Source organism: Silvanigrella aquatica, assembly GCF_001907975.1.
Taxonomy (GTDB): Bacteria; Bdellovibrionota_B; Oligoflexia; order Silvanigrellales; family Silvanigrellaceae; genus Silvanigrella; species Silvanigrella aquatica.
The window spans coordinates 1488380-1513023 of sequence record NZ_CP017834.1 but is presented as its reverse complement, the minus strand read 5'-3'; the positions used below and the strand labels follow the sequence as shown (position 1 = coordinate 1513023).

18 protein-coding genes are annotated in these 24644 nt (G+C 32.2%); 6 read left to right on the top strand and 12 right to left on the bottom strand.

Features of this window, described 5'->3' with window-relative positions; genetic code table 11:
- Window positions 1-123 precede the first annotated feature (123 nt).
- From AXG55_RS06270 to AXG55_RS06250, 5 genes are all read right to left on the bottom strand, one after another.
- The gene (locus tag AXG55_RS06270) at window positions 124-753 is read right to left on the bottom strand and encodes a YceI family protein (RefSeq protein WP_148697277.1); all 630 of its coding nucleotides are present in this window, start codon (window positions 751-753) and stop codon (window positions 124-126) included.
- A gap of 478 nt (window positions 754-1231) precedes the next feature.
- The gene (locus AXG55_RS06265) at window positions 1232-2095 is read right to left on the bottom strand and encodes a hypothetical protein (RefSeq protein WP_148697276.1); all 864 of its coding nucleotides are present in this window, start codon (window positions 2093-2095) and stop codon (window positions 1232-1234) included.
- A 186-nt stretch (window positions 2096-2281) separates the two neighbouring features.
- A complete protein-coding gene (locus AXG55_RS06260; protein WP_148697275.1) occupies window positions 2282-2818 on the bottom strand; it encodes a hypothetical protein in 537 nt (178 codons plus the stop codon).
- 346 nt (window positions 2819-3164) lie between these two features.
- Entirely contained in the window at window positions 3165-5312 is a 2148-nt protein-coding gene (locus AXG55_RS06255; RefSeq protein WP_148697274.1) for a hypothetical protein, read from the bottom strand.
- A gap of 138 nt (window positions 5313-5450) precedes the next feature.
- A complete protein-coding gene (locus AXG55_RS06250; RefSeq protein WP_148697273.1) occupies window positions 5451-7583 on the bottom strand; it encodes a hypothetical protein in 2133 nt (710 codons plus the stop codon).
- 717 nt (window positions 7584-8300) lie between these two features.
- On the opposite strand from AXG55_RS06250, the gene argS reads away from it, so the two are divergent.
- The gene (argS, locus tag AXG55_RS06245) at window positions 8301-10076 is read left to right on the top strand and encodes an arginine--tRNA ligase (protein ID WP_148697272.1); all 1776 of its coding nucleotides are present in this window, start codon (window positions 8301-8303) and stop codon (window positions 10074-10076) included.
- Between the two features lie 281 nt (window positions 10077-10357).
- On the top strand, window positions 10358-10978 hold the full coding sequence (locus tag AXG55_RS06240; RefSeq protein WP_148697271.1) for a hypothetical protein: 621 nt from the start codon (window positions 10358-10360) through the stop codon (window positions 10976-10978).
- 20 nt (window positions 10979-10998) lie between these two features.
- On the opposite strand, the gene AXG55_RS06235 is transcribed toward AXG55_RS06240, so the two are convergent.
- From AXG55_RS06235 to lpdA, 3 genes are all read right to left on the bottom strand, one after another.
- Window positions 10999-12033 (bottom strand): BMP family lipoprotein, encoded by a 1035-nt coding sequence (locus AXG55_RS06235; protein ID WP_148697270.1) that lies wholly within the window; start codon window positions 12031-12033, stop codon window positions 10999-11001.
- A 91-nt stretch (window positions 12034-12124) separates the two neighbouring features.
- A complete protein-coding gene (locus AXG55_RS06230) occupies window positions 12125-13414 on the bottom strand; it encodes a dihydrolipoamide acetyltransferase family protein (protein WP_148697269.1) in 1290 nt (429 codons plus the stop codon).
- Window positions 13415-13460: 46 nt separating this feature from the next.
- The gene (lpdA, locus tag AXG55_RS06225) at window positions 13461-14864 is read right to left on the bottom strand and encodes a dihydrolipoyl dehydrogenase (protein WP_148697268.1); all 1404 of its coding nucleotides are present in this window, start codon (window positions 14862-14864) and stop codon (window positions 13461-13463) included.
- 122 nt (window positions 14865-14986) lie between these two features.
- Here lpdA and yihA point away from each other — a divergent pair, with 122 nt between their 5' ends.
- Window positions 14987-15676 carry a ribosome biogenesis GTP-binding protein YihA/YsxC gene (gene yihA / locus AXG55_RS06220; RefSeq protein ID WP_148697267.1) on the top strand — a complete coding sequence of 230 codons (690 nt, stop codon included), beginning with the start codon at window positions 14987-14989 and terminating at the stop codon, window positions 15674-15676.
- Complete coding sequence (locus tag AXG55_RS06215; RefSeq protein ID WP_148697266.1) at window positions 15654-16283, top strand: tRNA (cytidine(34)-2'-O)-methyltransferase; 630 nt, start codon at window positions 15654-15656, stop codon at window positions 16281-16283. Before yihA ends, AXG55_RS06215 begins: the two co-directional genes overlap by 23 nt.
- A 19-nt stretch (window positions 16284-16302) precedes the next feature.
- On the opposite strand, the gene AXG55_RS06210 is transcribed toward AXG55_RS06215, so the two are convergent.
- Window positions 16303-16794 carry a hypothetical protein gene (locus AXG55_RS06210; protein ID WP_148697265.1) on the bottom strand — a complete coding sequence of 164 codons (492 nt, stop codon included), beginning with the start codon at window positions 16792-16794 and terminating at the stop codon, window positions 16303-16305.
- A 219-nt stretch (window positions 16795-17013) separates the two neighbouring features.
- Here AXG55_RS06210 and AXG55_RS06205 point away from each other — a divergent pair, with 219 nt between their 5' ends.
- Together AXG55_RS06205 and AXG55_RS06200 are read left to right on the top strand one after the other, a co-directional pair.
- Window positions 17014-18321 carry an ATP-binding protein gene (locus AXG55_RS06205; protein ID WP_148697264.1) on the top strand — a complete coding sequence of 436 codons (1308 nt, stop codon included), beginning with the start codon at window positions 17014-17016 and terminating at the stop codon, window positions 18319-18321.
- On the top strand, window positions 18314-18856 hold the full coding sequence (locus AXG55_RS06200; protein ID WP_148697263.1) for a response regulator transcription factor: 543 nt from the start codon (window positions 18314-18316) through the stop codon (window positions 18854-18856). Before AXG55_RS06205 ends, AXG55_RS06200 begins: the two co-directional genes overlap by 8 nt.
- Before the next feature lie 38 nt (window positions 18857-18894).
- Here AXG55_RS06200 and AXG55_RS06195 read toward each other — a convergent pair whose 3' ends face one another.
- From AXG55_RS06195 to AXG55_RS06185, 3 genes are all read right to left on the bottom strand, one after another.
- Window positions 18895-20163, bottom strand: a complete 1269-nt coding sequence (locus AXG55_RS06195) for an MFS transporter (protein WP_148697262.1) — start codon at window positions 20161-20163, stop codon at window positions 18895-18897.
- 260 nt (window positions 20164-20423) lie between these two features.
- The gene (locus AXG55_RS06190; protein ID WP_148697261.1) at window positions 20424-21710 is read right to left on the bottom strand and encodes an MFS transporter; all 1287 of its coding nucleotides are present in this window, start codon (window positions 21708-21710) and stop codon (window positions 20424-20426) included.
- Window positions 21711-21750: 40 nt separating this feature from the next.
- Window positions 21751-24594, bottom strand: coding sequence for a DEAD/DEAH box helicase (locus AXG55_RS06185; RefSeq protein ID WP_148697260.1), 2844 nt, complete (start codon window positions 24592-24594; stop codon window positions 21751-21753).
- Window positions 24595-24644 lie beyond the last annotated feature (50 nt).

Here is a 24644-nt window from a genome sequence, read left to right as displayed (position 1 = left end):
TTTAATTATGATTTCAATAAATATTTTTTATTAAGTATGAAAAATCCGAGAACAGAATAAAGCTTCTCAGATTTTTATTTAAAATATTTACAATTCAAAAATTTTTATGCCTATGAAATAAATTTATTTCTTGGCACCTGCGGCAACCTCACCCACAGAATCCATATCAATTTGAATTTTTACATCATTACCTACTGCGGCTTCTCCTGCAATTCCTGTCATCCCATTACCGTTCCACGTAATACCATAATCCTGCCTTACAATTTTAATAGAGGCAGAAGCACCAAGATGTTGCTTTTTATCAAGCGGATTCAGACCAGGGCCTGCAATATCTGTAATATCAAGAACAACTGTCTTGGTTACACCATGAATAGTCAGATCTCCTGTTACTTTCATTGCATTTTTACCATTAGGCTTTGCACTTTTTGAAACAAAGGTAATTTTTTGAAATTTTGCCACATCTAAAAAATCAGGAGATTTTACATGCTCATCTCTTTTTTCATTGCCCGTATCTAAAGAACTTGCGTCAATTTCAGCAACAACTTTTATTTTAGTTGGATTTTTCGGATCATATTCTATTGTTCCTGAAAACTTTTTAAATTCCCCTTTAACCGTATTTATTCCTAAATGCCGAACTCCAAATCCGACATTGGTATGAACAGGATCTAATTCATATTTTACGTTTTGCGCAAACGCGATTGAAGGTAACACAACAAATCCAATAAGAGCAGACGCCATTGCTTTAAATTTCATTATATCCTAACTCCTTGTTATAAAATAAGCTCACCTAAATTTAGGAAACAAAATTTGATAAAATTAAATATAAATTCTATCAATTATCTGAAATCAGCTAACCCTATCAACATGTATATCTATGCGAAACCTACAAAGTAACTAGAAACTTTCATTGACCTCCGATTTTGAAGTTTAAAAATAAACAAGGCCGAATATAACATTTTTAAAATAAAAACTACAAATATTCGAAGGTAACAAAAAAATTGAAATTGAAAATTTCAATTTGATGTTGTTTGGTTTTTTTATAAATTTTTAAAATTATTTTTTTATGATTATGTTTTATTCGCTATGATTTTAAAATTTTGTTAAAAGGAATGATTTTTTTAGATCTTGATATTTGGGTGTGATTTGAAATAAATCCTATAGTTGAAACTTTGACTAAAAGCGTATCAAAGCGTTTATTTCTTGCAAGCTTCAAGAACTAATTCGCTCTCCTTTAGGTATTTGAATTTGATTTATAAATTGAATTAAAAATTTTCATCTTTAATTCAATATTATTATCCAAAAAACTTTTAAAGTCATTGTATTTTAATAAATTTCCTTGCTTTTTAGACAATTCTTCTGAAATCTTAATTAAATTAACCAAATTATTACCAAATTCATCTTTTTTTTGTCTATCAAATTTTTCATACATTTGGTTATCAATTTTATACACTTTATACATAACAGAAGGAATTATATATTTCCTAGAAATACTTAATATCTTATTAAATAAACCTAAATTATCTTGATTGAGAATTAAATCTTTTGTATGTAAATAAGAAAGACTTTCGATATCAGGTAATATTAATAAACTTGAATAAATATCACTCATATAAACTTTTTCAGATAAAATAACTTTTACTCTATTTTGAAGCAATTCAGACAGTGTAATATAATTTACTTTTCTATCTAATCCCGTTTTATTAGATTTATCAGGATTTTCCTTCATTAATTTCGAATAAATATTTTTACTGAACTCAAGTATGTCATCCTTTCCTAGTATAAATACAAATAAGTTACTGTCGCTAGAAACTAAAGATAATTCATCATAAAAATTGGGGTTTTCAAATGCTAGGTGATCATCAATATACCCATAATCGCCCATAGTAACCTGATGCTCTAAAAACTGATTTATGTCATTTTCTTCAAATCCCTCTTCAGATGTATAGTATTCACCAGAGTTAAAAAAATGAAAATATTCTCCAAAATATTGACCTAAATTTTTTCCTGCAAATGCTTTATTTGCAAAAATAAACGAACAAAAAGTCATTATACAAATAATTTTCTTAAAATATATCAGTTTTTCTTTTAAAAACATGAGCCCCCCATAGAACATAATGGCCAAATCAAAACACTCATAGCTAATTGATGATCTTTAAATAGTCAATAATTAAAATAAAATTCACATAATAAACTATAAGTACTGGATATTTTATTGCTTTGACGATAAGATTATTAGATAAAAAAATATCAAATTATTAATACTAGAACATAAATTAAAAATTCAATACCTTAAATTATGAGATATGTACTCTAATATGTAATTTGATTTCATTATATCAAGATAATTATTTCCTTTTAAAAAGTATACTTTAGCACGTGAAAAATTTTTATTCTTATAAAATCCTTCATACACAGAAATATTTTGGCTCATATCAACGAAACCGCCTATAAATTCATCCGAACTAAGCGCAAATAAGTTCCAGCTTGAATTTATTGATTCAGCTGGCTGCGGAATGAAGTAATCAATTCCAAATTTTTTTTGACAATTTTCTTTTAAAACAGGAAATAATTCATAGGAATTCTCAAGTAAAAAGTATTTAAATGAAAATTCCATAGAATATTTAGAATTTTTCTTCGATTTATTCCAAATACTCCATGTACCACTAACTTCTACATATTCATCATTATCATCTTTTAGCCAATACCAATGCTTATATATATTTGTACAAATTATATAAGTTTTTTCTCTTGCGTATAACTTAATACAAAAAATTATATTAAGAATAAAAATTAAAATAATATAAAATTTTCTTTCCATATTTATCCCTTTATAATTGAGGATTTAATAATCTTTTAAATAATTTGTAATATTAAAAAATTTCGACAAAAATTGCAATTTTTAAGAGCATAACTTATGTGGTCATTACAATATAGAAAAAGAGATTATACATCTAGAAATTTTTTTCACAAATTTTTGTATTATTTTTTAAATGGGAAGTTATTAGATTTTTTAATAAAATATCAAGTAAAATTTTAAATTATATTTTATTAAATAAATTAAACATAAATAACCCATTAATTAAGAATTAATTGGCATATAAAAAACGATTTAACCTTAATTCACCTCTCATTTCAAAAAATAAAAATACTAAAATTAAATTATTTTATAAATTATATCTAGACACTAAAATTTTACTTGAAACGCTATCCGCTCCAATTAAATACATTTTATTATCACTAGTAAGAACAAAATCTAACCCATATTCCTTATTCTTACTTATATTGTCAATATAAATTCCATTTTCAGCAAATGATTGATCAAAAGTACCGTCTGGTTTAATTTTAATTAAAATAAGTTTAAATATATCGGGATTTGTACTATCCATAATAGCACCTGTCCCGTTCAAAGTTCCATCGGATAAAGTTTTTATTCTAAGTAAACCAAGTAAAGTATTACATATCAAAGAATTTTGAATATTTGATTTATAAGTTTTATCATATGCTCCTAAATTATTTAATTTTGAGATATAAGGACACTTTTCAGAATCAACAGCATAAATAAGAGAACCATTTGTTCCTTCTACAATATTAGAATCATAAGAATCATCATCTGAGCTAGCAGTTGTTAAAATTTCTGTAAAAACTCCATTTTTAGCAAATGCCGTATCTAAGGAACCATCTGCCTTATTTTTTACAATAATAACTTGATGATTATGAGACAAAGTAGAATATGAAATATTTGCTAATGAAGAGTCTTTTAAAATAATAAAATCAGAAATAGATGAATTTTTATGGGGTAATGAAATCGTATTGGTCACTCCGTTTTTCCCAAAAGAAATGTCGACAGCTCCATTTGCTAAAAATTTAATATAGTAGCCCATTAGTATATCGTAATTCCTACCATTATACGCTGCAACTTGTATAATAAAATTATCATTAGCTAGTTTTTTAATCTGAAGTGAGTCTATATACATATATTGATCTTGATTTAAAGAATAAGTGATAGTTCCTTGAGTTCCAAATGAAGTATCAATTTCCCCGGAAGCTTTATATTTTACTAAATATAAAGGAGATCTATTGTAAGCGTAGGCAAGTATTGTAGAATTGTCGCTAAGCATAATAGACTGCATACCCTTAATTTCTAAATTCGCATCGCCTAATTTTGCTAAAATTTTAATTATACTTGCTTGCGGATTATTCGGATCTAATTTTCCTAAATTAAAATTAAAAACTTTTTTATCTATATATGTATTTGATATACTTAGCTCATTATTTGAATTTAATATAATGCGAGCATCAAAGACGACTAAAGTTGGAATATCGATACTAAAAAACCCATTATTACCAAATGAAGTATCCAAACCAAAAGAGTATTTTTTATCTAAATTTGCATTTAAATTTTTATATACATAAGAAGAAAGCAAATTATTTGTTAAATGATTTTCAAAAATCATGACCCATGAATTGTTGGCATATTGAATAAAGTTATTCATTACGCCATAAACAAAATTTGTACAATCAAATACAGTTTTATTATCTACAGTAGCAGCTTTATAAATTGTATCGACAATATTCCAATTAGAAGAAATAGGTGTATTCAACGAGCTACTTAAAATCATTTTACAAGAGGTAAAACCATTTGCAGTACCATATAAAGTAAGAGTAGGACTTGAGCCATTGATGGAAGCTAAACCAAATAAATTTAAATTATTGAGGACGGGAACGGAAACTCCTGAAACAGAAACAGTAACAGGATTTGCTTGTATTATATTTATTGGAATATTTTCGGCATCGGCTTGTAATGTTGCATATTGAATATTAATTTGTGTTCCATCGGCATTGGCAGCAATATAATATTGATTATTATTAGAATCAACATAAGCCAATGCTTTCGTATTTGGTGATATTATCGTAGGTGAAATTGTAAAATTTAACATACTCGAATTTACAGAGTTAAATACAACCCCGCCGATGGTAATTTCTTTTAACGAAATTTGACAAGATTTCCCTTTGACAAGATCAAAAGTATTTTTTTGATTTGAAATCATAATATCATTTTGATTTAAATTTGTTCCATCGGGATAAACAGAATTACATTGCATATTTATTTTCATTTGCGTAAAAGAACTATCCGAATTTAATTTATTATTTTGAGTGGATTTTGTTCCATTAATAACGGCTACCTTTACTTCTTTATAAGTCATACTTTCTATTGAATTATTTCCTCTAATAAATTCAGTTTTTTTATTGCAACTTATTGCAAAAACAAATGCTAATAAAACAAATCCTATTTTTTTAATTAATTCAATCATTAATCACCCTTTTAATTTAAAGAATATAGTATAAAAAATAAATTCATAACTCAAAAAGTAAAATATACTTTAATAATAAAATCTGTCTTTCATTTTAAATAAAAAAATCAAAATACCAAATTAAAAATTATATTAAATTTATAATTTATACTTAGAAACTAATAATTTATTTGAAATAAAATCCATTCCAATGACATATATTTTATTATCATTTGTAAATTCAAAGTCAAACCCATATTCATTTTTGTTCACAATATTATCAAAATAAATACCATTTTCTGCGAACGCTTGATCAAAATTTCCATCTGGTTTTATTTTAGCTACCATAACGCTCATTTTATTAATTTTAACTGCTCCTCCAACACCATAGAGAGTGCCATCAGATAAAGATTTTATTGAGAAAAAATAATAATTATCGTCATCGCATATATATGAATTTTGAATATTTGTTTTATATGCCGCATCATACGATCCTAATTTATTTAATTTTGATATATAAGCACATTTATCTGAATTAATAAAATAAAAAAGAGAAGAATTCGGACCCTCTGCTATATCAGTTGAATAAAATTTGTTGTCAACCGACATAGGAAGTGTTAAATTTTCTGTATAAATCCCATTATTAGCAAACGAAGTATCTATGGAACCATCGGCTTTAGTTTTTGTGATAATCAGCTGATTTTTATTGAGATTTGTATAAGAAATATTTGCCAAAGAAGAATCTTTTAATATAATAAAATTATTAATCATTGAGTTTGCAAAGGGCAATACAATAGTTTTTGCAATACCACTTGAACCAAATGTACTGTCTACGTTTCCATTTGCTAAAAATTTTATATAAAATCCTTTTAATGTAGAATCTATTGCTCCATTGTATGAACCTATTTGTACTATAAAATTATCATTTGCCATTTTTTTCATATTCAATGTAAGTATATATTGCTTATCCAAGGGATATGTAACAGTTCCCTGAATTCCAAATGAAGTATCTATTTCTCCGGAAGCTTTATATTTTACTAAATACAATGCAGGGAAATAGTACGCATAAGCGATTATTGTAGAATTATCACTAAGAGTAATATGAGTCATGACATTCATATCGTAATTTTGAATTCCTAACTGTGTCACATTTTTAATAGAACTTGATTGAGGATTGCTGAGATCTAATTTTCCAAACTCAAAAGTACCTTTTTTTCCAACACTATATATAGCAGAAATGATAGGTTCATTATTTGAATTTAATGTTATAGTATTATTCATCATCCCTGAAGTGGGAAAATCTTTACTAAAAAATCCATTATTCCCAAATGAAGTGTCTAAACTAAATGAATATTTTTTATCTAAATTAGTATTTAAATTTTTATAAGCATAAGAAGAAAGCAAATTGTTTGTTAAATGATTTTCGTAAATCATGGCCCATGAATTGTTTGCATATTGAACAAAGTTATTTACCATGCCATAGACAAAATTTGTGCAATCAAATACATTTTTATTATCTACAGTGGCTGCCTTATAAATTGTATCTACAATACTCCAATTAGCAGAAATGGGAGTTGTCAGCGAGCTACTTAAAATAATTTTGCAAGAGGTAAAACCATTTGCAGAGCCATATAATGTAAGAGTAGGACTTGAACCATTAATGGAAGCTAAACCAAATAAATTTAAATTGCTGAGGACAGGAACAGAAACTCCGGAAACAGCAACAGTAACAGGATTTGATTGTATTATATTTTTTGGAATATTTTCGGCATCAGCTTGTAATGTTGCATACTGAATATTAATTTGTGTTCCATCGGCATTGGCAGCAATATAATATTGATTATTATTAGAATCAACATAAGCCAATGCGCTCGAATTTGGTGACATTATTGTAGGTGAAATTGTTAAATTTAACATATTTGAATTTACAGAGCTAAATATAACCCCGCCGATTATAATTTCCTTTAAGAAAATTTGACACGTTTTACCTTTGACAAGATCAAAAGTATTTGTTGTACTTAAAACCACAATATCAGTTTGAGTTAAATTTGTTCCATCAGGATAAACGGAATTGCATTGCATGTTTATTTTCATTTGTGTATATGAATTATTATCAGCCATTTTGTTACTTTGAATCAATTTTGTTCCATTTATAACTGCAACATTGACTTCTTTAAAAATTATATTTCCTATAGAATTATTACCAGCGGTTATCTCAATATTTTTATTACATCCTATGATAAGTAACAACATACACACAATAATGGATATTCTTTTATTTAAAGAATACACTTCAATATCCTTTCTATTTTTAAAAAATCATCCATAAAATTTCAATAAATAGTACACAATTAAAATAATTTACTATAGTGCCAATATTTTGGTTATTATTATTTCTTATTTTTTGTAGAAATATTTTTTGAAATTAAATAAATAAAACTTAATTTTGAATTTAGTAATATCAGATAAATGTCCACATAAGACATTTTATCATGAAGTGAAAGAGCTGAAAAATTCTTCCCTTTCTTTGATGAGTTTTCCTCTTCCGCAACTCTTATTCCCACAGAAATGCCCTGTTCTGTAGCTATAAATCATAGCCTCAAAAAGAAAAAAGCCCAATTTGACGTTTTTCTTCTGAAATTATCAAAACTTATCGTCTCCAACCTGTTTTCTTCGCTGTTCCGCTCATTATTCTTAGCCCCAATGAGCTCAAGATGTCCCTCATCCTGATGTGCGTAAGAGCTACAGCAACACATAATTATATTATTGCTGATAATTATGAACTGATTGGCGAAACTCAATCCAATGTCATTGTAATTTCTACAATTCTTAGCTTTGCCACCATAAATTTACTGATATATTTCCTACCTTTATAGTTGATAAATGATAGACATCAAGAATATTTTGAAATAGCGTACCTGCCATTACGTATTCCTCTTGCTTAGAACAGAGCGCCTCTTAGGGGAGGGTACTTATTCTATTTTCATAAATTTCTGCATTTGGTGTATTATGACGACTTCTCACGACCCTTTTAAAAATGAAATTGCTAAAATTGTTTATCAAGAATTAATGAATATAAGCCAAAATTTCAGTATAGCTTTTTCTTTAAAAGAACATGAAATTTACAATTTACTCACAGTTCCACCCGATTTTTCCCTGGGTCAAGCCGCATTACCTTGCTTTCCCTTTGCAAAATCATTTAAACAAGCGCCAAATAAAATTGCTTCTGAACTTGCAGAAAAATTAAATAAACAAAATAAATTGCTTATTTCTAAAGTGAATTGTGTTAACGCCTATTTAAATTTCTATTGTGACTTTAATGAACTCGCAAAAAATATTTCACAAAATATAAATTCAAAGGAATTTTTTAATAGAAAATTATTAGAAGATTCTGAAAAAGATAAAATTGTTGTTGAATATTCTCAACCTAATACACATAAAGCTATGCACGTGGGACACCTTCGTTGTTTGGTTTTAGGTGATGCTGTGTGTAATTTGCTAGAATATGCAGGAAATAAAATTGTACGTGCCACTTATCCCGGTGATGTAGGCAATCACGTGGCTAAAATTATTTGGTACCTTACACATCCTACAAATAAACAATTTCCCGCAACAGATAAAACCCGTTGGCTGGGTCAGATGTATGCCGAAGCGGACGAAGCCTTTAAAGCGCTTAAAGGAACAGCAAATGAAGTTGAAGTTAAAAAAGATATTTCTGAAATATTAAGACAATTAAATAATTCTTCTGGCAAATATTATGAACTCTGGAAAGAAACACGGGAATGGAGCCTAGAGGAATTAAGAAGAATATATTCCTGGCTTAATTCGCATTTTGATGTTTGGTATTTTGAAAGCGAATGCGAAGCCCCTTCAAAAGAAATTGTCAAAAAGAAATATGAAGAAGGATTTTTTGTAAAAGACAATGGCGCTATTGGTATTGATTTAAGTCAGTGGAAATTAGGTTTCGCTATGTTTTTAAAATCTGACGGCAATGGTCTTTATTTAACTAAAGATATTGACCTTATTATGCGTAAATTTTCCGATCCCGAAGTCACAAAATCAATTTATATTGTGGACTCCAGACAAAAATTGCATTTTCAGCAATTGTTTAAAACAGCAGAACTTATGGGTTATCCTCAAGCCGCGAAATCGGTTCACTTGTCCTATGAAACAGTAAATACAGAAGACGGGAAACCCTTTAGCTCAAGACAATTAAATGGTTTGCAATTAACAGACTTGCGCTACAAAATGGAAGAAAAAGTAACAAAAGATTACTTAGAACGTTACCGCGGCCAATGGACAGATTCCGATATTGAACTCACCGCTAAAAATATCACAATAGGCGCTTTAAAATATGGAATGCTACGCGTAGATAACACCACACAAATTAATTTTTCTCTTGAAGAATGGTTAAAATTAGATGGGGATACAGGTCCTTACTTGCAGTATGTGCATGCCCGCTGCTGCAGTATTCTTGAGAAAATTGGTAGCCCAAAACAAAATTCGGAATTTAAAGTAACAGAGCAATACGAACAAGAATTGATCTTCTTAATTTCACGCTTTAACGATTTTGCATTACAAGGTGCTGTACAAAATAGACCTTCTTTAATTGCAAATTACTTATATGATTTAGCAAAGAGTTTTAATCGCTTTTATGAAAATTGCTCTATTAAAAATGCCGAAGAAAACATTAGAGAAACTCGTCTATGTTTAGTAGAATGCACAAAAGAAATTATTTTTGAAGGATTAAAATTATTAGGTATTCCTGCACCTCATAAAATGTAAAAGTAAGTTAACATGTTTTCTTACTTTTACAGAATAAAATAACAAATTTTTTATCAAAAGAACACTCAATAAAAATTCATTCATTTTAATAATTTACTAATTTTTGTCGTAATATCTTAAATATCTAAACAAAAAAAATCTTAATAAATAAATTGAATTAATTAGTATATAATGCATCTTAATTTTATTTATTTCATTGATATATTTTTAAGAATATTATATTTATTACTATAGTTACCCATGATTGGTAATGGCTACAAAACAATTATAAGGAGTGTCATATGAAAATTTCTTTAAATATTCTTGCTGTCTTAAGTATAAGTACAATTTCGTACACTTCACCCATATATGCCAATTACACACCAATTCAACAAGAAATAATCAATAAACTTCCTCCCCATGTCTCTGTAAATAAGGGCTGGCAAACCTCTTACAATGATTATGTTGAACAAAGATCACCAGCTATACCATGGTTAGGAATTCCTGAAAAAGTTATTTATTCCGATTATCACTCTAAGCAAGATTATATTTATATCAGTAATACCTCTTTCGTAAGTTCAATTACCTCTGACAGTATATGCCCAGATGATCGTTGTGGCAGAGTTGTCGTTACTTTTTCCTGCCAGCGAAATTATAAGGATTATGGTGGATCAAAAAATCTGAACACTTGGGCACCAAAGACGCAGGAAGATCAAATTGAACACTTCCCTGATGGAAATATTACCTTTTATTATGAAGTGACAAATGGGGGATTTAATCCACAAATATTAAATATTATTAAAGCCCCGATGACCATTCCAAGCGGCGCAATAATCCCTGGTCCTGTAGGAGTGGGGCAAAATGAGTGTGTTGAAAGTATTTTAAATCAAAGGATATTGCCGCTCGATGGAAAACCTATTTAAAATTATATTAAGAATATAATTTAAGTTTTTTTGCCTGATTTCTTTGTTATTTCATAGTAATCGGGCACTTTTATTTTACCATCAATAATTTCGGATCGTATTTTATTTATTTTACGCATTTCAAAACCACTAATTAAGGAACGATTGTATTTATCAAATGCCCAATCTATACCACCATTGCGTAAGTCATATTGTTTTATTTCTGCTGTAAATTTTTTTTCAACCAAATCTTTAATAGCCATATAAACAGCGATGTCAACATGTTTCACCATACTGGTAAGAACAATTCCGGGAGCCATGCCATTTTGATTTGAATCCACCCCAATAGCAAAATGCTTTTTCTCTTTTACATTTATTTTATTTAATTGTGTCGCAGCATCAAACACACCTAACCCAGATGGTCCCGCTACTTGAAATATAATATCAACCCCATTGTTATATTGCGACAAAGCAATTTCTTTTGCTTTAGAAGGATTGTTCCATGCCTCCGGTGTTGTGCCAATGATACTTTGTCTTACTTCAATTTTTGGGGAAACATGTTTGGCACCGGCTTCAAATGCGAGAGCAAAACGTTTCATCATGGGAATGTCCATACCACCAATCATCCCTATTTTTTTGGATTTTGATTTCATGGCAGCAATACTACCTATTAAAAAAGCACCTTCATCTTCACGAAACAAAGCGGAACGCACATTATTTTTGGATGAAATAACCTGATTATCAATGGCTAAATATTTTTTGTCAGGATATTTTTCTGCTAAAGCTTTAACGTAACTTGAAGGATTAAATCCTACAGATATAATTAAGTTACAAGTTTTATCGACTGAAAAAGTGCGTAAAAAATGTTGAATTTGTTCATCGGAACGCGTTTCTAAAAATTTACTATCGTCTGATATTTTTAAGCTTTCTTTTGCCTGTTGAAAGCCTTCAACAGCAGATTGATTAAATGATTTATCTTCTTTCCCGCCTCTGTCTAAAACCATGCAAATACGTTCCGCAGAATAAGCAGGAAAATAAAGTAACAAACTCGTGATAGATATTATTTTTAATTTCATATAGCTTTCACACACATATTGAACTCCTTTTTTCCAAATAAAAACCCAAAGGGAAACCTTTGGGTTTACAAATCATATTGGAATAGAGAAATTATACTACGGGAACATTCCAATTTTCCAAAACCGATTTCACAGTGCTTAAGAACTTACCACTATCTGAACCATCGATCACGCGGTGATCGAAAGAAAGAACACAATAGCACATGGTGCGAATAGCAATGGCATCATTGATCACAACAGGTTTCTTTTGCATAGCTCCTATGCCAAAAATAGCAACCTGAGGTTGATTAATAATAGGTTGCCCAATGACCGTACCAAATCCACCGTAATTGCTAATTGAAAACGTACCACCACGAACATCTTCTGGGGCTAATTTTTTATTACGCGCTTTTTCAGCTAAGTTATTGAGTTCACGGCCTAAGCCTACAAAACTGCGCTCACTGGAGTTTTTAATTACAGGAACGATAAGACCCCAATCGAGTGCCACAGCACATCCGAGGTTGATGTCCTTTTTGTAAAGAATGGCATCACCATCAATGCTCGCATTGACGACAGGAACAGCCTTAATTGCTTCAATAACTGCATGTAAAAAGAAAGGCATAAATGTTAACTTAAAGCCATGAACAGCTTCGAATTTATCCTTGAATTTAGCACGCACATCAACAATTTTTTGCAGATCAATTTCAATAACAGATGTCACATGTGGACTTGTGCGCTTGCTCATAACCATATGATCAGCGATTTTTTTACGCATGCCTGTCATAGGAACACGGCTGACGCGAACGCCATCGACAATGCCTTCAGCACCGCCGCCCGTTGCTTTCATATGCTCAGAGGACGATTTCGCCGCAGGAGAAACGACCGCTGCTGCTGCCGAAGCCACAAGAGGAGAAACGGATTTTCCCGTTTCTAGAGCAGCAAGTACGTCATTTTTTACAATTTTATTGCCTTCTCCCGAACCTTGAACTTTGGAGAGATCGACAGAGTGTTCTTCTGCCATTTTGCGTGCCAAAGGACTTGCCAGCACTCTCGAAGAAGAATCCGAACTAGATGATGCAGATGCTACCTCGGCAGATACTGATGCAGGCGCAGGAGCTGCTGGTTTTTCAGCAGGCGCTTGAGCCACAGATCCTGGTGCGGCCGCGTCATCGATAACAGCAACAACTGTATTTACACTTACAGTCTCACCTTCTTTAGCAAAAATTTGAACGAGCACACCGCTTACAGGTGAGGGAATTTCGGTATCAACTTTGTCTGTGGAAATTTCAAATAAAATTTCCTCACGTTGAACTTTATCACCTAGTTTTTTATGCCAGCGGGTCAATGTGCCTTCTTGAATCGATTCACCCATTTGTGGCATAAGTACATTTTGAGTTGCCATATTTCACGTATCCTTTTTTAGTCTCACAGAGTTCTAAGTTAACATATCACATGTTAATTGGATGACCCATTACTGCATGTGCTGCTTCTTTGATGATTTCTGAAACAGTAGGATGCGGGTGAATGGTGTGTGCAAGATCTTCTATAGTCATTTCAAGATTGTTACCTAAAGCAAATTCCGCGATCATCTCACTTGCCTTAGTATTTACAATATGAACACCAAGAACTTCACCGTATTTAGGATCGATAAGTATTTTAACAAATCCGTCGGCAATGTCATCTATGCGCGCTTTTGCAATGGCGGTAAATGGGAACTTAGCGGATTTATAATTACGTCCTGCTTTTTTAAGTTGATTTTCAGTATAACCAATACTTGCAATTTCTGGATAAGTATAAATAGCAGCAGGGTTTGTTAAATAATTTATCGGATGGCGTTTTTTACCTGCGATAATATCAACAGCATAAAGTGCTTCTGAAGAACCTGTATGCGCAAGTTGTGGCGTAGGAATAACGTCTCCAACAGCATAAATTCCAGGAATATTTGTTTGGTATGTCTTGAGATCAACATCAATAAATCCACGATCATTGAGTTTAATGCCTACTTTTTCGAGTCCAATATTTTCAACATTGGGAGCACGACCTACACTTAATAAAACTTTTTCAAAAACACGGGGGGAGTTTTCGCCTTCAAGAACAACTTCAACTTTGTTACCTTTAGCGGTGACAGATTTTGTTTTTACACTTGTTAAAACTTCGCAATTTTGTTTTTTGAGAGCTTTTGTAAGTTCAGCAGCGGTTTCATGATCTTCTGTTGGACAAATTTGATCAGCCATTTCAATAATTGTTACTTTAGAGCCATAACGTCCGTAAGCTGAAGCAAATTCACAACCAATCACACCACCACCAAGTACGGCCATGGTTTCAGGGACTTTATCCCATGCCCAAATTTCCTCAGAGGTCACAATGCTTTTGCCGTCCACTTTGATGTGGGGCAAATGACGTGCGCGACTTCCCGTAGCAACAAGAATATTTTTACAAGTGTAAGTTGTTTTTTTTCCATCACTTGTTACGTCAACTTGTCCTTTTCCAGAGATTGAACCAAAACCGCGAATTATTTCAACTTTATTTTTTTTCATTAAAAAGCTAACACCGTTCGTCATGGTTTTCACAATTTCATCACGGCGTTTGTTAACTTGAGGAAAATCGAGTTCAGGATTGTCTGATCCCGCGATTTTCACACCATAACTTGCAAATTTTTTCGCTTTATCGAGCATTAATGCCGATTGAAGCATAGATTTAGCAGGAATACATCCTACATTTAAACAAGTACCGCCAAGTGTTGGGTCTTTCTCTATTAAAGCAACTTTCATCCCGAGCTGGCTTGCATAAATTGCACCTTCATAACCAGCCGGGCCGCTTCCAATAACAATGAGATCGAAATTTGTAGACATTAAAAATTATCCTCCCGTGACATTAATTTTAAAAATATCCTAAAAGAGACTTGGAATCACCCGCTGTTTGTATGTAGTCTTGCCCTTCGTAAAACGCAACCTTGGGAAAGGGAAAACTCCCCATGCGCGAGATTAAGCTACCAAAACAAGATTTTATATTGTCTCTCTCTGAAAAGAAAACCCCCCTTAGGGTAGATTTTGTTTGTTCAGGATTGAAAAACTCAGACTTACCTTCTTCTGCGGCTCCTGAGTTTGCCCTTGTAGGAAGAAGTAATGTTGGAAAAAGCTCGTTATTAAACTACCTTGCAGGTCAAAAGCAACTTGCCCGCGTGAGCAATACACCCGGAAGGACGCAGACAATTAACCTCTTTTCAGCCGAAAAAGGAGAATTTTTTCTTGTTGATTTGCCAGGTTATGGTTATGCAGAATCTTCCCACGCCACACAAGCCCACTGGGAAACCGGCATGCAGAAGTTTTTTGAAGAGCGTGAAGGATTATTTGCCATTTTCATATTAATTGACATCAGACGCGATGTCCAACCTGAGGATGAAGCTCTTTCCAGATGGCTTCAAGGACTTGGCTTAAAAGTCATTGCCATTCAAACAAAATGTGACAAAATTCATAAAAGTAAGTGGCATGGTATAAGAGAAATTCATGCTAAAAAACTTGCTTTACACCCCAGTCAAATAATCACCACAAGCTCTGATAAAAAAATAGGCTTAGCAGAAATCCTGCGAATGATGTCGGGATTACTTGACTCTTTAGATAAAGATTTAGAGGATTTGGAAAATGACTCCGAAGATCCCCGATAACTATACAGGCAAATTCATTTATCATTTAGGAGAAGATCTTCTTCATAAAATTGATGAAGTCATAAAAGAAAAACCAAAATTAAATTATAATAAAGCTGGATATTTAGAACCCGAAAGTCGCGATGAATTGCTTAAATTCCACCCTGAAGTGGTTTTATTTTGTCCGCAAATTCCTCCCAATACAGGAACTGTAGCACGAATGTGCGCCGCTTTTTCTTGTACTCTGCATTTAATTGAACCCATGGGTTTTGAAATTACGGAAAAAGCCCTGAGGCGCGCTGGCCTTGATTATTGGGAACATGTTAATGTTTATCTGCATAAAAATTGGGAAAGTTTTTTACAAACACGCCCTGAGCGAAGAATGATTTTTATAGAAACAGGGGGTCATCAAGCCCCCCTAGATTTTGATTTTGAACCAGGAGATTTGCTTGTTTTTGGCGCTGAAACATTTGGAATTCCTTTAGAAGTCATGGAAAAAGAAATTCAAAAAAACCGCGCTCACAAAGTAACAATTCCCATGTTCAACCGCGGAGTTCGAAGTTTAAATTTATCTAATACTGTTTCTATTGCTATGTATGTTGCCATTGCAAAACTTCAGAAAAAATAAATATTAAATAAAATAATATTTAATCTCCGATTTCAACATTAAATAAACCGACCTTGCCATCAGAATAAAACAGACGAACCTGCCATAACCCAGGCATAAAAAGCTGCATATTACTGATATTTAGACAGCCAAAACCAATTCCCGATCCTGCTTGGCTTTGCAAATTAGAGGGAATATTTCCTTTTGCCACTGTAGGAGGCTGACTGCCATGTCCCATATCGGGCATATAAAGATCAACTTTTTCAATCTTAGCAACTTGCTCTGCGCAAACTAATGCCGTTGCCATATTTTTTGAATCTGGCTTTGCATTAAATTGAAGCATGCCAAGATATTTGGAAGGATCTACGGAATCTTGATGGGTGACTTTTCCTGTCGCCTTATCATAATCACCCGTCTTCATAGAATACTCAAAATCTACTGGCTTTTCTTGCTTTTTTATAGATATAAAAATAGCACCAATAATTAAAACAAAAATACCGAAAATTAATATAATTTTTGGAAATTTTGACATCATTTCCCCCTGAGAAAGTTAAAAGATAAAAAATTCATCCCCCTCTATGTAACCAGCAAAACTGAAAAAGGAAAGCCTTACGGAAAAATGATACCGCAACAATTTATTGCTGCAAATCACTTTAAAAATAACTTTAATAACTTGGTAATCATGAAAATCTAAGCTAATTAAAAATGAGTCAACGATAATGTTGACCTAGAACTGAGATTTTTCAAGGTTATGTCAATAAAAAATTTATATAAAAATGTAATTCAAGTCTTTTTATGTCATGGACTTCCTGATGAAAATAAGGCGAAAATGACTTGGCTCATACGTCTTCGCTGGATGGCTATAACCGCGCAATTTATTGCGCTGTATTTTGCCTTGAAAATGGAGTGGATCCATCCACCTTATGTTTCTTTATATATTATAACAATCTGTAATCTCGGAATTTTAAATATATGCTCTCAATATTTATCTAATAAATTTTCAAATATATCAGATTATATTATTCTCTTTCAACTACTCTGTGATTTAAGTGCTATCACATTTTTACTCCTTTTGACAGGAGGAGTGTGGAATCCTTTTGTTCAAATCATATTTTTAAATGTTTCCTTAGGAGCTTTGCTTTTAAAAGGAAAAATGGCATTTTTATTTTATTTATTTACTATTTCTTGTGTCTTATTTTTGCATTCACCCTCATTAATTCCTCCTGCTATTTCCACATTTCCTATGACAAGTCAAATTCTTTTACCAGCACAAATTATTGTTTGTTCGGCAATATTTGTGTTTACTCATTGGCTTTCCTATTCGCTTCGCTTACAGAAAAAATTCTCGGACAGGCTACAAAATGAAAAAAATCGCATTGATAAATTAAGAGCATTAGGAGCCTTATCAGCAGGATTTTCTCATGAATTTGCAACACCTTTAAACACAATTAAACTGAGAGTATCACGTTTTACAAGAAAAAATAATTTTGAAGATAATGAAGATATAAAAACTATTTTAAAAGCAATTCAGCAATGTGAAAATGCAATTAAAAAAATGAATTACAGCAATTTAACAGATCAAGATAATTATTTTGAAGAGAAAAATATTAATGACTTAATACATAAAATTTTAGAAAGCTGGCAAACAAATGAGCGCAGGGTCTCATTAAATATTGATGAAAAAGCAAAAAAAATTGTTTGCTCTATTCCGGTTCTTGCTTTCACAAAAGCATTTATTGATATTTTAGACAATGCTGAACAAGCAAATGCCATGAAAAGCTTTAATGACAATAAAATGAGTGTTTATTTAAATTTGGAAAATTCATTTCTTTCCTTATCAGTTGAAGATCAAGGCTTAGGATGGCCAGATATTGTTAAAAAGTATGCAGGAGAACCTTTTGTCACAACAAAAGAAGGAGGAGTTGGTTTAGGTTTATACAACGGATTTACCTTTGCCTCAGCCGTCGGAGGACAGTTGCTGTTGAGTCATAATAAATACGGCGGTGCCACGGCTCAATTTCTAATTCCCGTTTTCAAAAAAGGCAATTTGTATGAATAAAAAAAATATAGTAATTCTTGAAGATAATGAAGACCTCCGATCTTCTTTAGCAATTGAATTTGAAGACAGAGGATATGAAGTCATTGCAATTGAATGCATGTCAAAAATTCCAAAAATAAATGTAGACTATGCCATTGTAGATTTAAGACTTAAAAATGACAACGGCATAAACTGTGTTGAATTGATTCATGAATATTCTCCAAAATGCCGCATCGTCATGCTGACAGGCTACCCCAGCCTTGCAACTGCAGTTAAAGCAATTAAAAAAGGAGCTATTAATTATTTAACAAAACCTGTAAACATAAATCAATTAGAGCAAGCTCTTTTTAACGAAGAATTAACAGAAAATTTAACTCAAGAAAAAAAACAACAAGAGTTTACCCCACTCACACCTAGCCTGGCAAGACATGAAAGAGAATATATTGAATATATATTAGAAGAATGCGGTGGTAATATTACGAATGCAGCAAAAAAACTGGGGCTTCACAGACAAAGTCTGCAAAGAAAATTAAAAAAATATCCACCTCGAAATTAATTTCAAATGGATATGAATGTGACTTTTATTTTTTAAAATTAATCGTGTGAAACATGATCTTTTGAAACACTAAAAATTAAAGCAACAACAGCAACTAAAATCATATAAAACGCAGGTGATACTTTAGAACCCGTTTGATCAATTAAAGTCGTTGCGATGAGTGGGGTAAAACCACCAAATACACCAAAAGCTAAATTATAGCTTAATGATGCACCAGAATATCTAATTTTTGCTGGAAAAGACTCTGCTAATAAAACAATACCTGAAGCCGTTGCCGCTGCTGTGGAAATAGAGACAATGAAGTAGCAAAAATAAATTGATGCAAAATTATTTTCACTGAAAAGATAAAATATGGGATAGGTAAATATAATAAAAGATAAGCAAGAAGCATTTAATATCTTACGAGATCCAATTCTATCACATAATTTTCCAAAAGCGATAATTAAAAAGGAATAAATTAACACAGCAATAGAATTCACTTCAAGAATATCTTTGGATTGATAACCAAAATATGTCTTAAAATAATTTGGTAAATAAAGTAAGAATAAAGTAATAGAAACCGCCATAACCCAAATAGCAGAAGCTGTTTGTAAAACTGTAAATTTATGCTTTTTAATGACAACCGCAAAAGGCAATTTGATATTTTCTTTTTTCATCTTCTTAAAAACAGGTGTTTCTCTTAAATATCTTCTTAAATAAACACCAATTAAGCCAAGAACACCACCAACTAGAAAAGGAACTCGCCAGCCCCAATCCATTAAAGTCTCTTCTGAAAAAAACCTTGTTGTTAGGTACCCAGCTGAAGAACCCAAAAATATCCCAAAAATAATACCGCAGAATAAAATTCCACAAGCAAAAGCACGACGTGATTTATGTGCATGTTCATAAATAAAAGTCACTGAGCAAGGAATTTCTCCCCCTATAGCTAGACCTTGGGCACAACGGCAAATAAAAAGTAATACAGAAGATATAATTCCTGCTTGCGCATAAGTAGGTAATAAACCAATTATAAATGTGGGAGCAGCCATTAAAAATACAGTCAATGCAAATGAATTTTTTCGCCCATTTTTATCACCAAAGTGACTAAAAACTAAGCCACCAATGACGCGTGCTAAATAACCACTTGCAAATACAGAATAAGTCAAAATAAGACCCGCTAATTGCGATGATGTATCAAAAAACAACTTAGACATAATTGTTGCAAAGTAAACATAAACCACAAAATCATAAAACTCTAAGGAACCACCCAAGGCAGAAATAGTAAAGGTTTTAAATTCTTCACGTGAAAGTGGTGTTTTTGAGGACATCCCGAACTCCAAATAAAAGAGGACTCATTTAAGTCATTAAAAATATTTAAAATTTTAATAATCAGAAGCAAATCTGAAATTAAAATGGCTTAATCAGACTTCACTCATATCGTAACTTATAAGTAATTATTTAGTTTTAAGTAACATTTTAGTAACTTAAGATAACCATTTGAAACTTAATAATTTATATATAAAATTATGAAATATAACAATTTCATAATTTTACTTATTTTAAGTATTAAATGAAATTTACTATGAACTCAATCGTGGACAGTGTGATTTTTATACATGCTGAATACCAATGCAACAGCAGATACCAAAATCATATAAATGGCAGGTGAAGATTTTGAACCTGTTTGCTGAATTAAAGTTGTTGCAATCAGTGGAGTGAATCCTCCAAATATTCCAAAAGCAAGATTGTAACTTAAAGACGAACCTGAGTATCTAATTTTTGTTGGAAATGATTCTGCCAATAAAAGCATAGCTGCCGCCGTTGATGCCGCTGTAGCAACACAAATAATGACATAACACAAATAAATTGATGTAAAATTATTTTCACTGAATGATAAAAAAATAGGATATGACGAAAATATAAAAATAAAAAGTGAGAAATTTAATATTTTTTTAGCACCAAATTTATCACATAATAATCCAAATATAATTATGAAAAATGCGAATAATAAAACAGCAACAGAATTGATAGCAAGAATATCTTCAGATTTAAAATTATAATATGTTTTAAAATAATTTGGCAAATACAGCAAATATAAAGTAACAGCCACTGCGACGACCCAAATTGCTGACGCCGTTTGTAATAAAGAAAATTTATATTCTTTTAAAACAAGATTCACAGGAATTTTAATATTTTCCTTTTTCATTTGTTTGAAAACAGGTGTCTCTTTTAAAAATTTACGTAAATAAACACCAATGAGTCCGAGCAAACCACCCACCAAAAAGGGAATGCGCCATCCCCATTGATAAAGAGTTTCTTGGGACATAAATTTAGTTAATAAAAATCCAGCCATAGAACCTAAAAATATGCCAATAATAATTCCCGAAAATAATAAACCGCAAGCAAAACCTCTTCGCGATTTGTGAGCATGTTCATAAATAAATGTGAGAGAACAAGGAATTTCTCCCCCTATGGCAAGCCCCTGTGCAAAACGACAAAGAAACAGCAAAATAGATGCTAATATTCCTACCTGAGAATAAGTAGGGAGCAAGCCGATAACAAATGTGGGGGCTGCCATTAAAAATACTGTGAGTGCAAAAGAATTTTTTCTGCCATTTTTATCACCAAAATGACTAAAAATAAGCCCTCCCAATATACGAGCCAAGTAGCCACTGGCAAAAACAGAATAGGTTAAAATTAAACTTGCCAGAGGTGAACTATTATCAAAAAAAAGTGTCGACATTATGGTCGCAAAATAAACATAGACCACGAAATCATAAAATTCGAGGGCACCCCCTAAGGCAGAAATACTAAAAGTTTTAATTTCATTACGTGTTAAAGGTTTATTACTCTGAGTTGTCTGCTTTCGATTCATTTTATCAATATCCGTTAAATGTTGATCGCAAAAAATATTCCTAAACTTCCGCTTCGCTCACAGGTACATTTTCAAATTCATCCACTTCTTCCACAAGCATGCGATTGCGTGCATCTAAAGGTTCTCTTAATAATATGCGTTGCAAACGCTTGGCTTCAGCGGCAATAGCAGGATCAAATTCACCCAAACGGCCGCAACTTTGTAAGAAGGTAGAGAAACGAAAAAGCACATTCATACAATCACCGGCGGAAAAGTATTTTGAAGAGTGATCTTCAACTAAATCTTCCCATTGTGTCCGTGGATTTAACCAATGCCTTACAATAGAAGCGGCACCTAAATTAAATTCTCTAAATACAGTTATAGTTTCTTCAGATTCTTCTCTTCTTTTTGGCTTTAATTCATCGTATAATTCGGGAAAAAGAGAGTTAGGATAATATTTATCAATAAGAGTAGGAATATTTAAATCATTTAAAAATTCCATATCGGCATGATTATCAGGAATTTCTTTAAAATGCGCCGCACCAAATGCCGCCATAGCTTGCAAATAATCAAAAAAAGTATCTTTATTTAAATAGCCTTGGGCAAGCCAATTGGCAATAAGTAAACCACCTGCTTGCGGAAAGTGTCTTGCTAATTGACCCATTTTTGTAGGAACAGATCCTTCCAGGGCACCTACTTCTTGCAAATGCTGAATAATTTTATTTAGCATACTGGTATTTGCAGTTGTCATCATCGAGTGGCAATGTTTTTTTGCAGGGCAATGGTTACAAGCCACATCAGATCGCTTTTTACCTTTGTGAAATTCCTGGAAGGTATTTGGAATATCTTGACAGGCAATTTTATCTATTCCTACTTTTTGATATAAAGTAGCAGAAAGAAGGTCATGATCGGCAACAAAAACTTGCGAAGAATCGCGTGATCTCATAAAAAATGATTTTTGGTAAAAGCTTGATAAATAAGCAATACTTTGATGCTGCCCCAAAATACCAATAACAGTTGTGGGGTCGAATTTAAGAGAACTACGACAAGGTTCTCTGTCTTTAGGTCTTTGCGAAGCATAGCGACCCGCATGAAACCACAACGAAAACCCCTGCTTATCGTGACCACGACGCCCCGCTCGTCCCAGCATTTGCATAACTTCGGTATTGGAATAAAGAGTTTCGCCACCTTCACTAGGTCGTGATTCATCGGAAATAAAGGCACTGCGTACTGCGAAATTTACTCCAAGACTTATTCCCATAGTTCCTGAACATACACGCAGCAATCCTTCTTTTAATAAAGATTCAATTGCAACACGGCCGGGAGGAATCATCCCGCTGTGATGATAAGCTACGCCATAACGTGTCACAAGTTTTTGTAATTCAGCAGGTACATATTCAAAACCAGATAATGTTTTTAATCTTTCTCTTAATTTGTCAGCTTCTTTGCCTTCATAATCTTTTTTGAAATGTTTTGCAAAGCTGAGAGCAATTCCTTCAACATCTCCTCGTCTGCCAGCATAAATAACAATAGGACCCATATTCAGATCAAGAGCAGAGACAATGGGTTGCACAAAAGAATTATAGACATCTCGACCACGAAATCTTCTATTTTCTCGGCGTTGCATTTTGCATAACTTTGATAAATGCATATAATCATCAGATTTTAATTTGAGATCTTCTGCAAAAATCCAACCATATTTGGTATAAATAACATGGACTAAAGGAACAGGACGCTTTGTTACTTTTACAACTTCTGTTTCCTTACCCGTTAAACTTTCAATCCAGGAAGCAAACTCGTCACTATTTGGAACACTTGCTGAAAGTAACACGAGCTGGCTGCCTTTAGGCGTTAGAATAAGTGACTCTTCCCAAGCACTGCCACGACTTTCATCTTGTAAAAAATGATACTCATCATAAACTACAACCCGGCGATTCATGTTTGGCTCAATACCCAGCAAACTGTTACGGTAAGTTTCAAGAGTGGCAAGCATAATAGGAGCATTTAAATTTTCTTTAAAATCTCCTGTATTAATACCAACATTATCACGTCCATATTTTTCACTAAATTCACGATATTTATCGTTACTTAAGCTTTTTACAGGACTGGTATAAATAAGCTTGCCGCCTTCTTTCATACGATATTCTAATAAAGCTTCAATTACGCGTGTTTTACCAGCAGATGTTGGAGCATCAACTATAACATGTTTACCAGCTAATAAAGCTTGCAGCGCATTGTATTGCCACTCATCAAGTAAAAGACCACCCGGAGTTTTAAGTTGACTTTTTATTTCATTTTCTTGATTTATTTTACTTAAACTTGGTTTAGAACTTTGAATTTCTAAATGAGAATTTTTTTCTTTATATTTTGCTAACGCAAATCCTCTGGTAGGAACATATTCTTGTTCAATAACTTGTTCTGGTTTTATTTCAACTTTATTTTTATCAATATATTCTTTTTTATTTCTAATATAAGATTTATTAGGCTGAAATTTTGGTTGAAATGTATTTGATTCTTCAGATTTATGAGCATTTAAATGATTATTTTTTTCTCCATGATGCGTTGTAGCTAAACCCATTTCCGCAGCACTCAGTTCACCTAAAACTAAAGAGTTGATTTTCTTTTTAGCTTGTTCCGCATATTTTTGCAGATTTTCTGCGCCAAATTTTGTTTCTAAGTAAGAATCAAAGGCATGGAGGGGATCTTTAAAAGTACGCGGCTCCCATTTGTCATTGCGAAATTTTTTTTTCCGATCGAATTTACCTTGTTCCGCATGATTTTCTTTATTGGGATTTCGATCTCCCTGTGAAGAATTTTTTTTGGGATTTTGCGATCTTTTAAAACTCTCCCTACCATTGGCAACGTTTTCCATAGACTCCTTACGAGAGTGACTTTTTTTCTTCAAATGCTCCTCCAAACAATACGACGCAGCAACTGCTCAGTGGGGATCATACC

What these genes read in the sequence shown, in the direction of transcription:
- AXG55_RS06210 (WP_148697265.1), bottom strand. Translation starts at nt 16,794, where the DNA reads ATGTCAAAATTTCCAAAAATTATATTAATTTTCGGTATTTTTGTTTTA.
- yihA (WP_148697267.1), top strand. Translation starts at nt 14,987, where the DNA reads ATGCGCGAGATTAAGCTACCAAAACAAGATTTTATATTGTCTCTCTCT.
- AXG55_RS06195 (WP_148697262.1), bottom strand. Translation starts at nt 20,163, where the DNA reads ATGTCCTCAAAAACACCACTTTCACGTGAAGAATTTAAAACCTTTACT.
- AXG55_RS06265 (WP_148697276.1), bottom strand. Translation starts at nt 2,095, where the DNA reads ATGTTTTTAAAAGAAAAACTGATATATTTTAAGAAAATTATTTGTATA.
- AXG55_RS06230 (WP_148697269.1), bottom strand. Translation starts at nt 13,414, where the DNA reads ATGGCAACTCAAAATGTACTTATGCCACAAATGGGTGAATCGATTCAA.
- AXG55_RS06190 (WP_148697261.1), bottom strand. Translation starts at nt 21,710, where the DNA reads ATGAATCGAAAGCAGACAACTCAGAGTAATAAACCTTTAACACGTAAT.
- AXG55_RS06255 (WP_148697274.1), bottom strand. Translation starts at nt 5,312, where the DNA reads ATGATTGAATTAATTAAAAAAATAGGATTTGTTTTATTAGCATTTGTT.
- lpdA (WP_148697268.1), bottom strand. Translation starts at nt 14,864, where the DNA reads ATGTCTACAAATTTCGATCTCATTGTTATTGGAAGCGGCCCGGCTGGT.
- AXG55_RS06215 (WP_148697266.1), top strand. Translation starts at nt 15,654, where the DNA reads ATGACTCCGAAGATCCCCGATAACTATACAGGCAAATTCATTTATCAT.
- AXG55_RS06205 (WP_148697264.1), top strand. Translation starts at nt 17,014, where the DNA reads ATGTCAATAAAAAATTTATATAAAAATGTAATTCAAGTCTTTTTATGT.
- AXG55_RS06235 (WP_148697270.1), bottom strand. Translation starts at nt 12,033, where the DNA reads ATGAAATTAAAAATAATATCTATCACGAGTTTGTTACTTTATTTTCCT.
- argS (WP_148697272.1), top strand. Translation starts at nt 8,301, where the DNA reads ATGACGACTTCTCACGACCCTTTTAAAAATGAAATTGCTAAAATTGTT.
- AXG55_RS06260 (WP_148697275.1), bottom strand. Translation starts at nt 2,818, where the DNA reads ATGGAAAGAAAATTTTATATTATTTTAATTTTTATTCTTAATATAATT.
- AXG55_RS06200 (WP_148697263.1), top strand. Translation starts at nt 18,314, where the DNA reads ATGAATAAAAAAAATATAGTAATTCTTGAAGATAATGAAGACCTCCGA.
- AXG55_RS06270 (WP_148697277.1), bottom strand. Translation starts at nt 753, where the DNA reads ATGAAATTTAAAGCAATGGCGTCTGCTCTTATTGGATTTGTTGTGTTA.
- AXG55_RS06240 (WP_148697271.1), top strand. Translation starts at nt 10,358, where the DNA reads ATGAAAATTTCTTTAAATATTCTTGCTGTCTTAAGTATAAGTACAATT.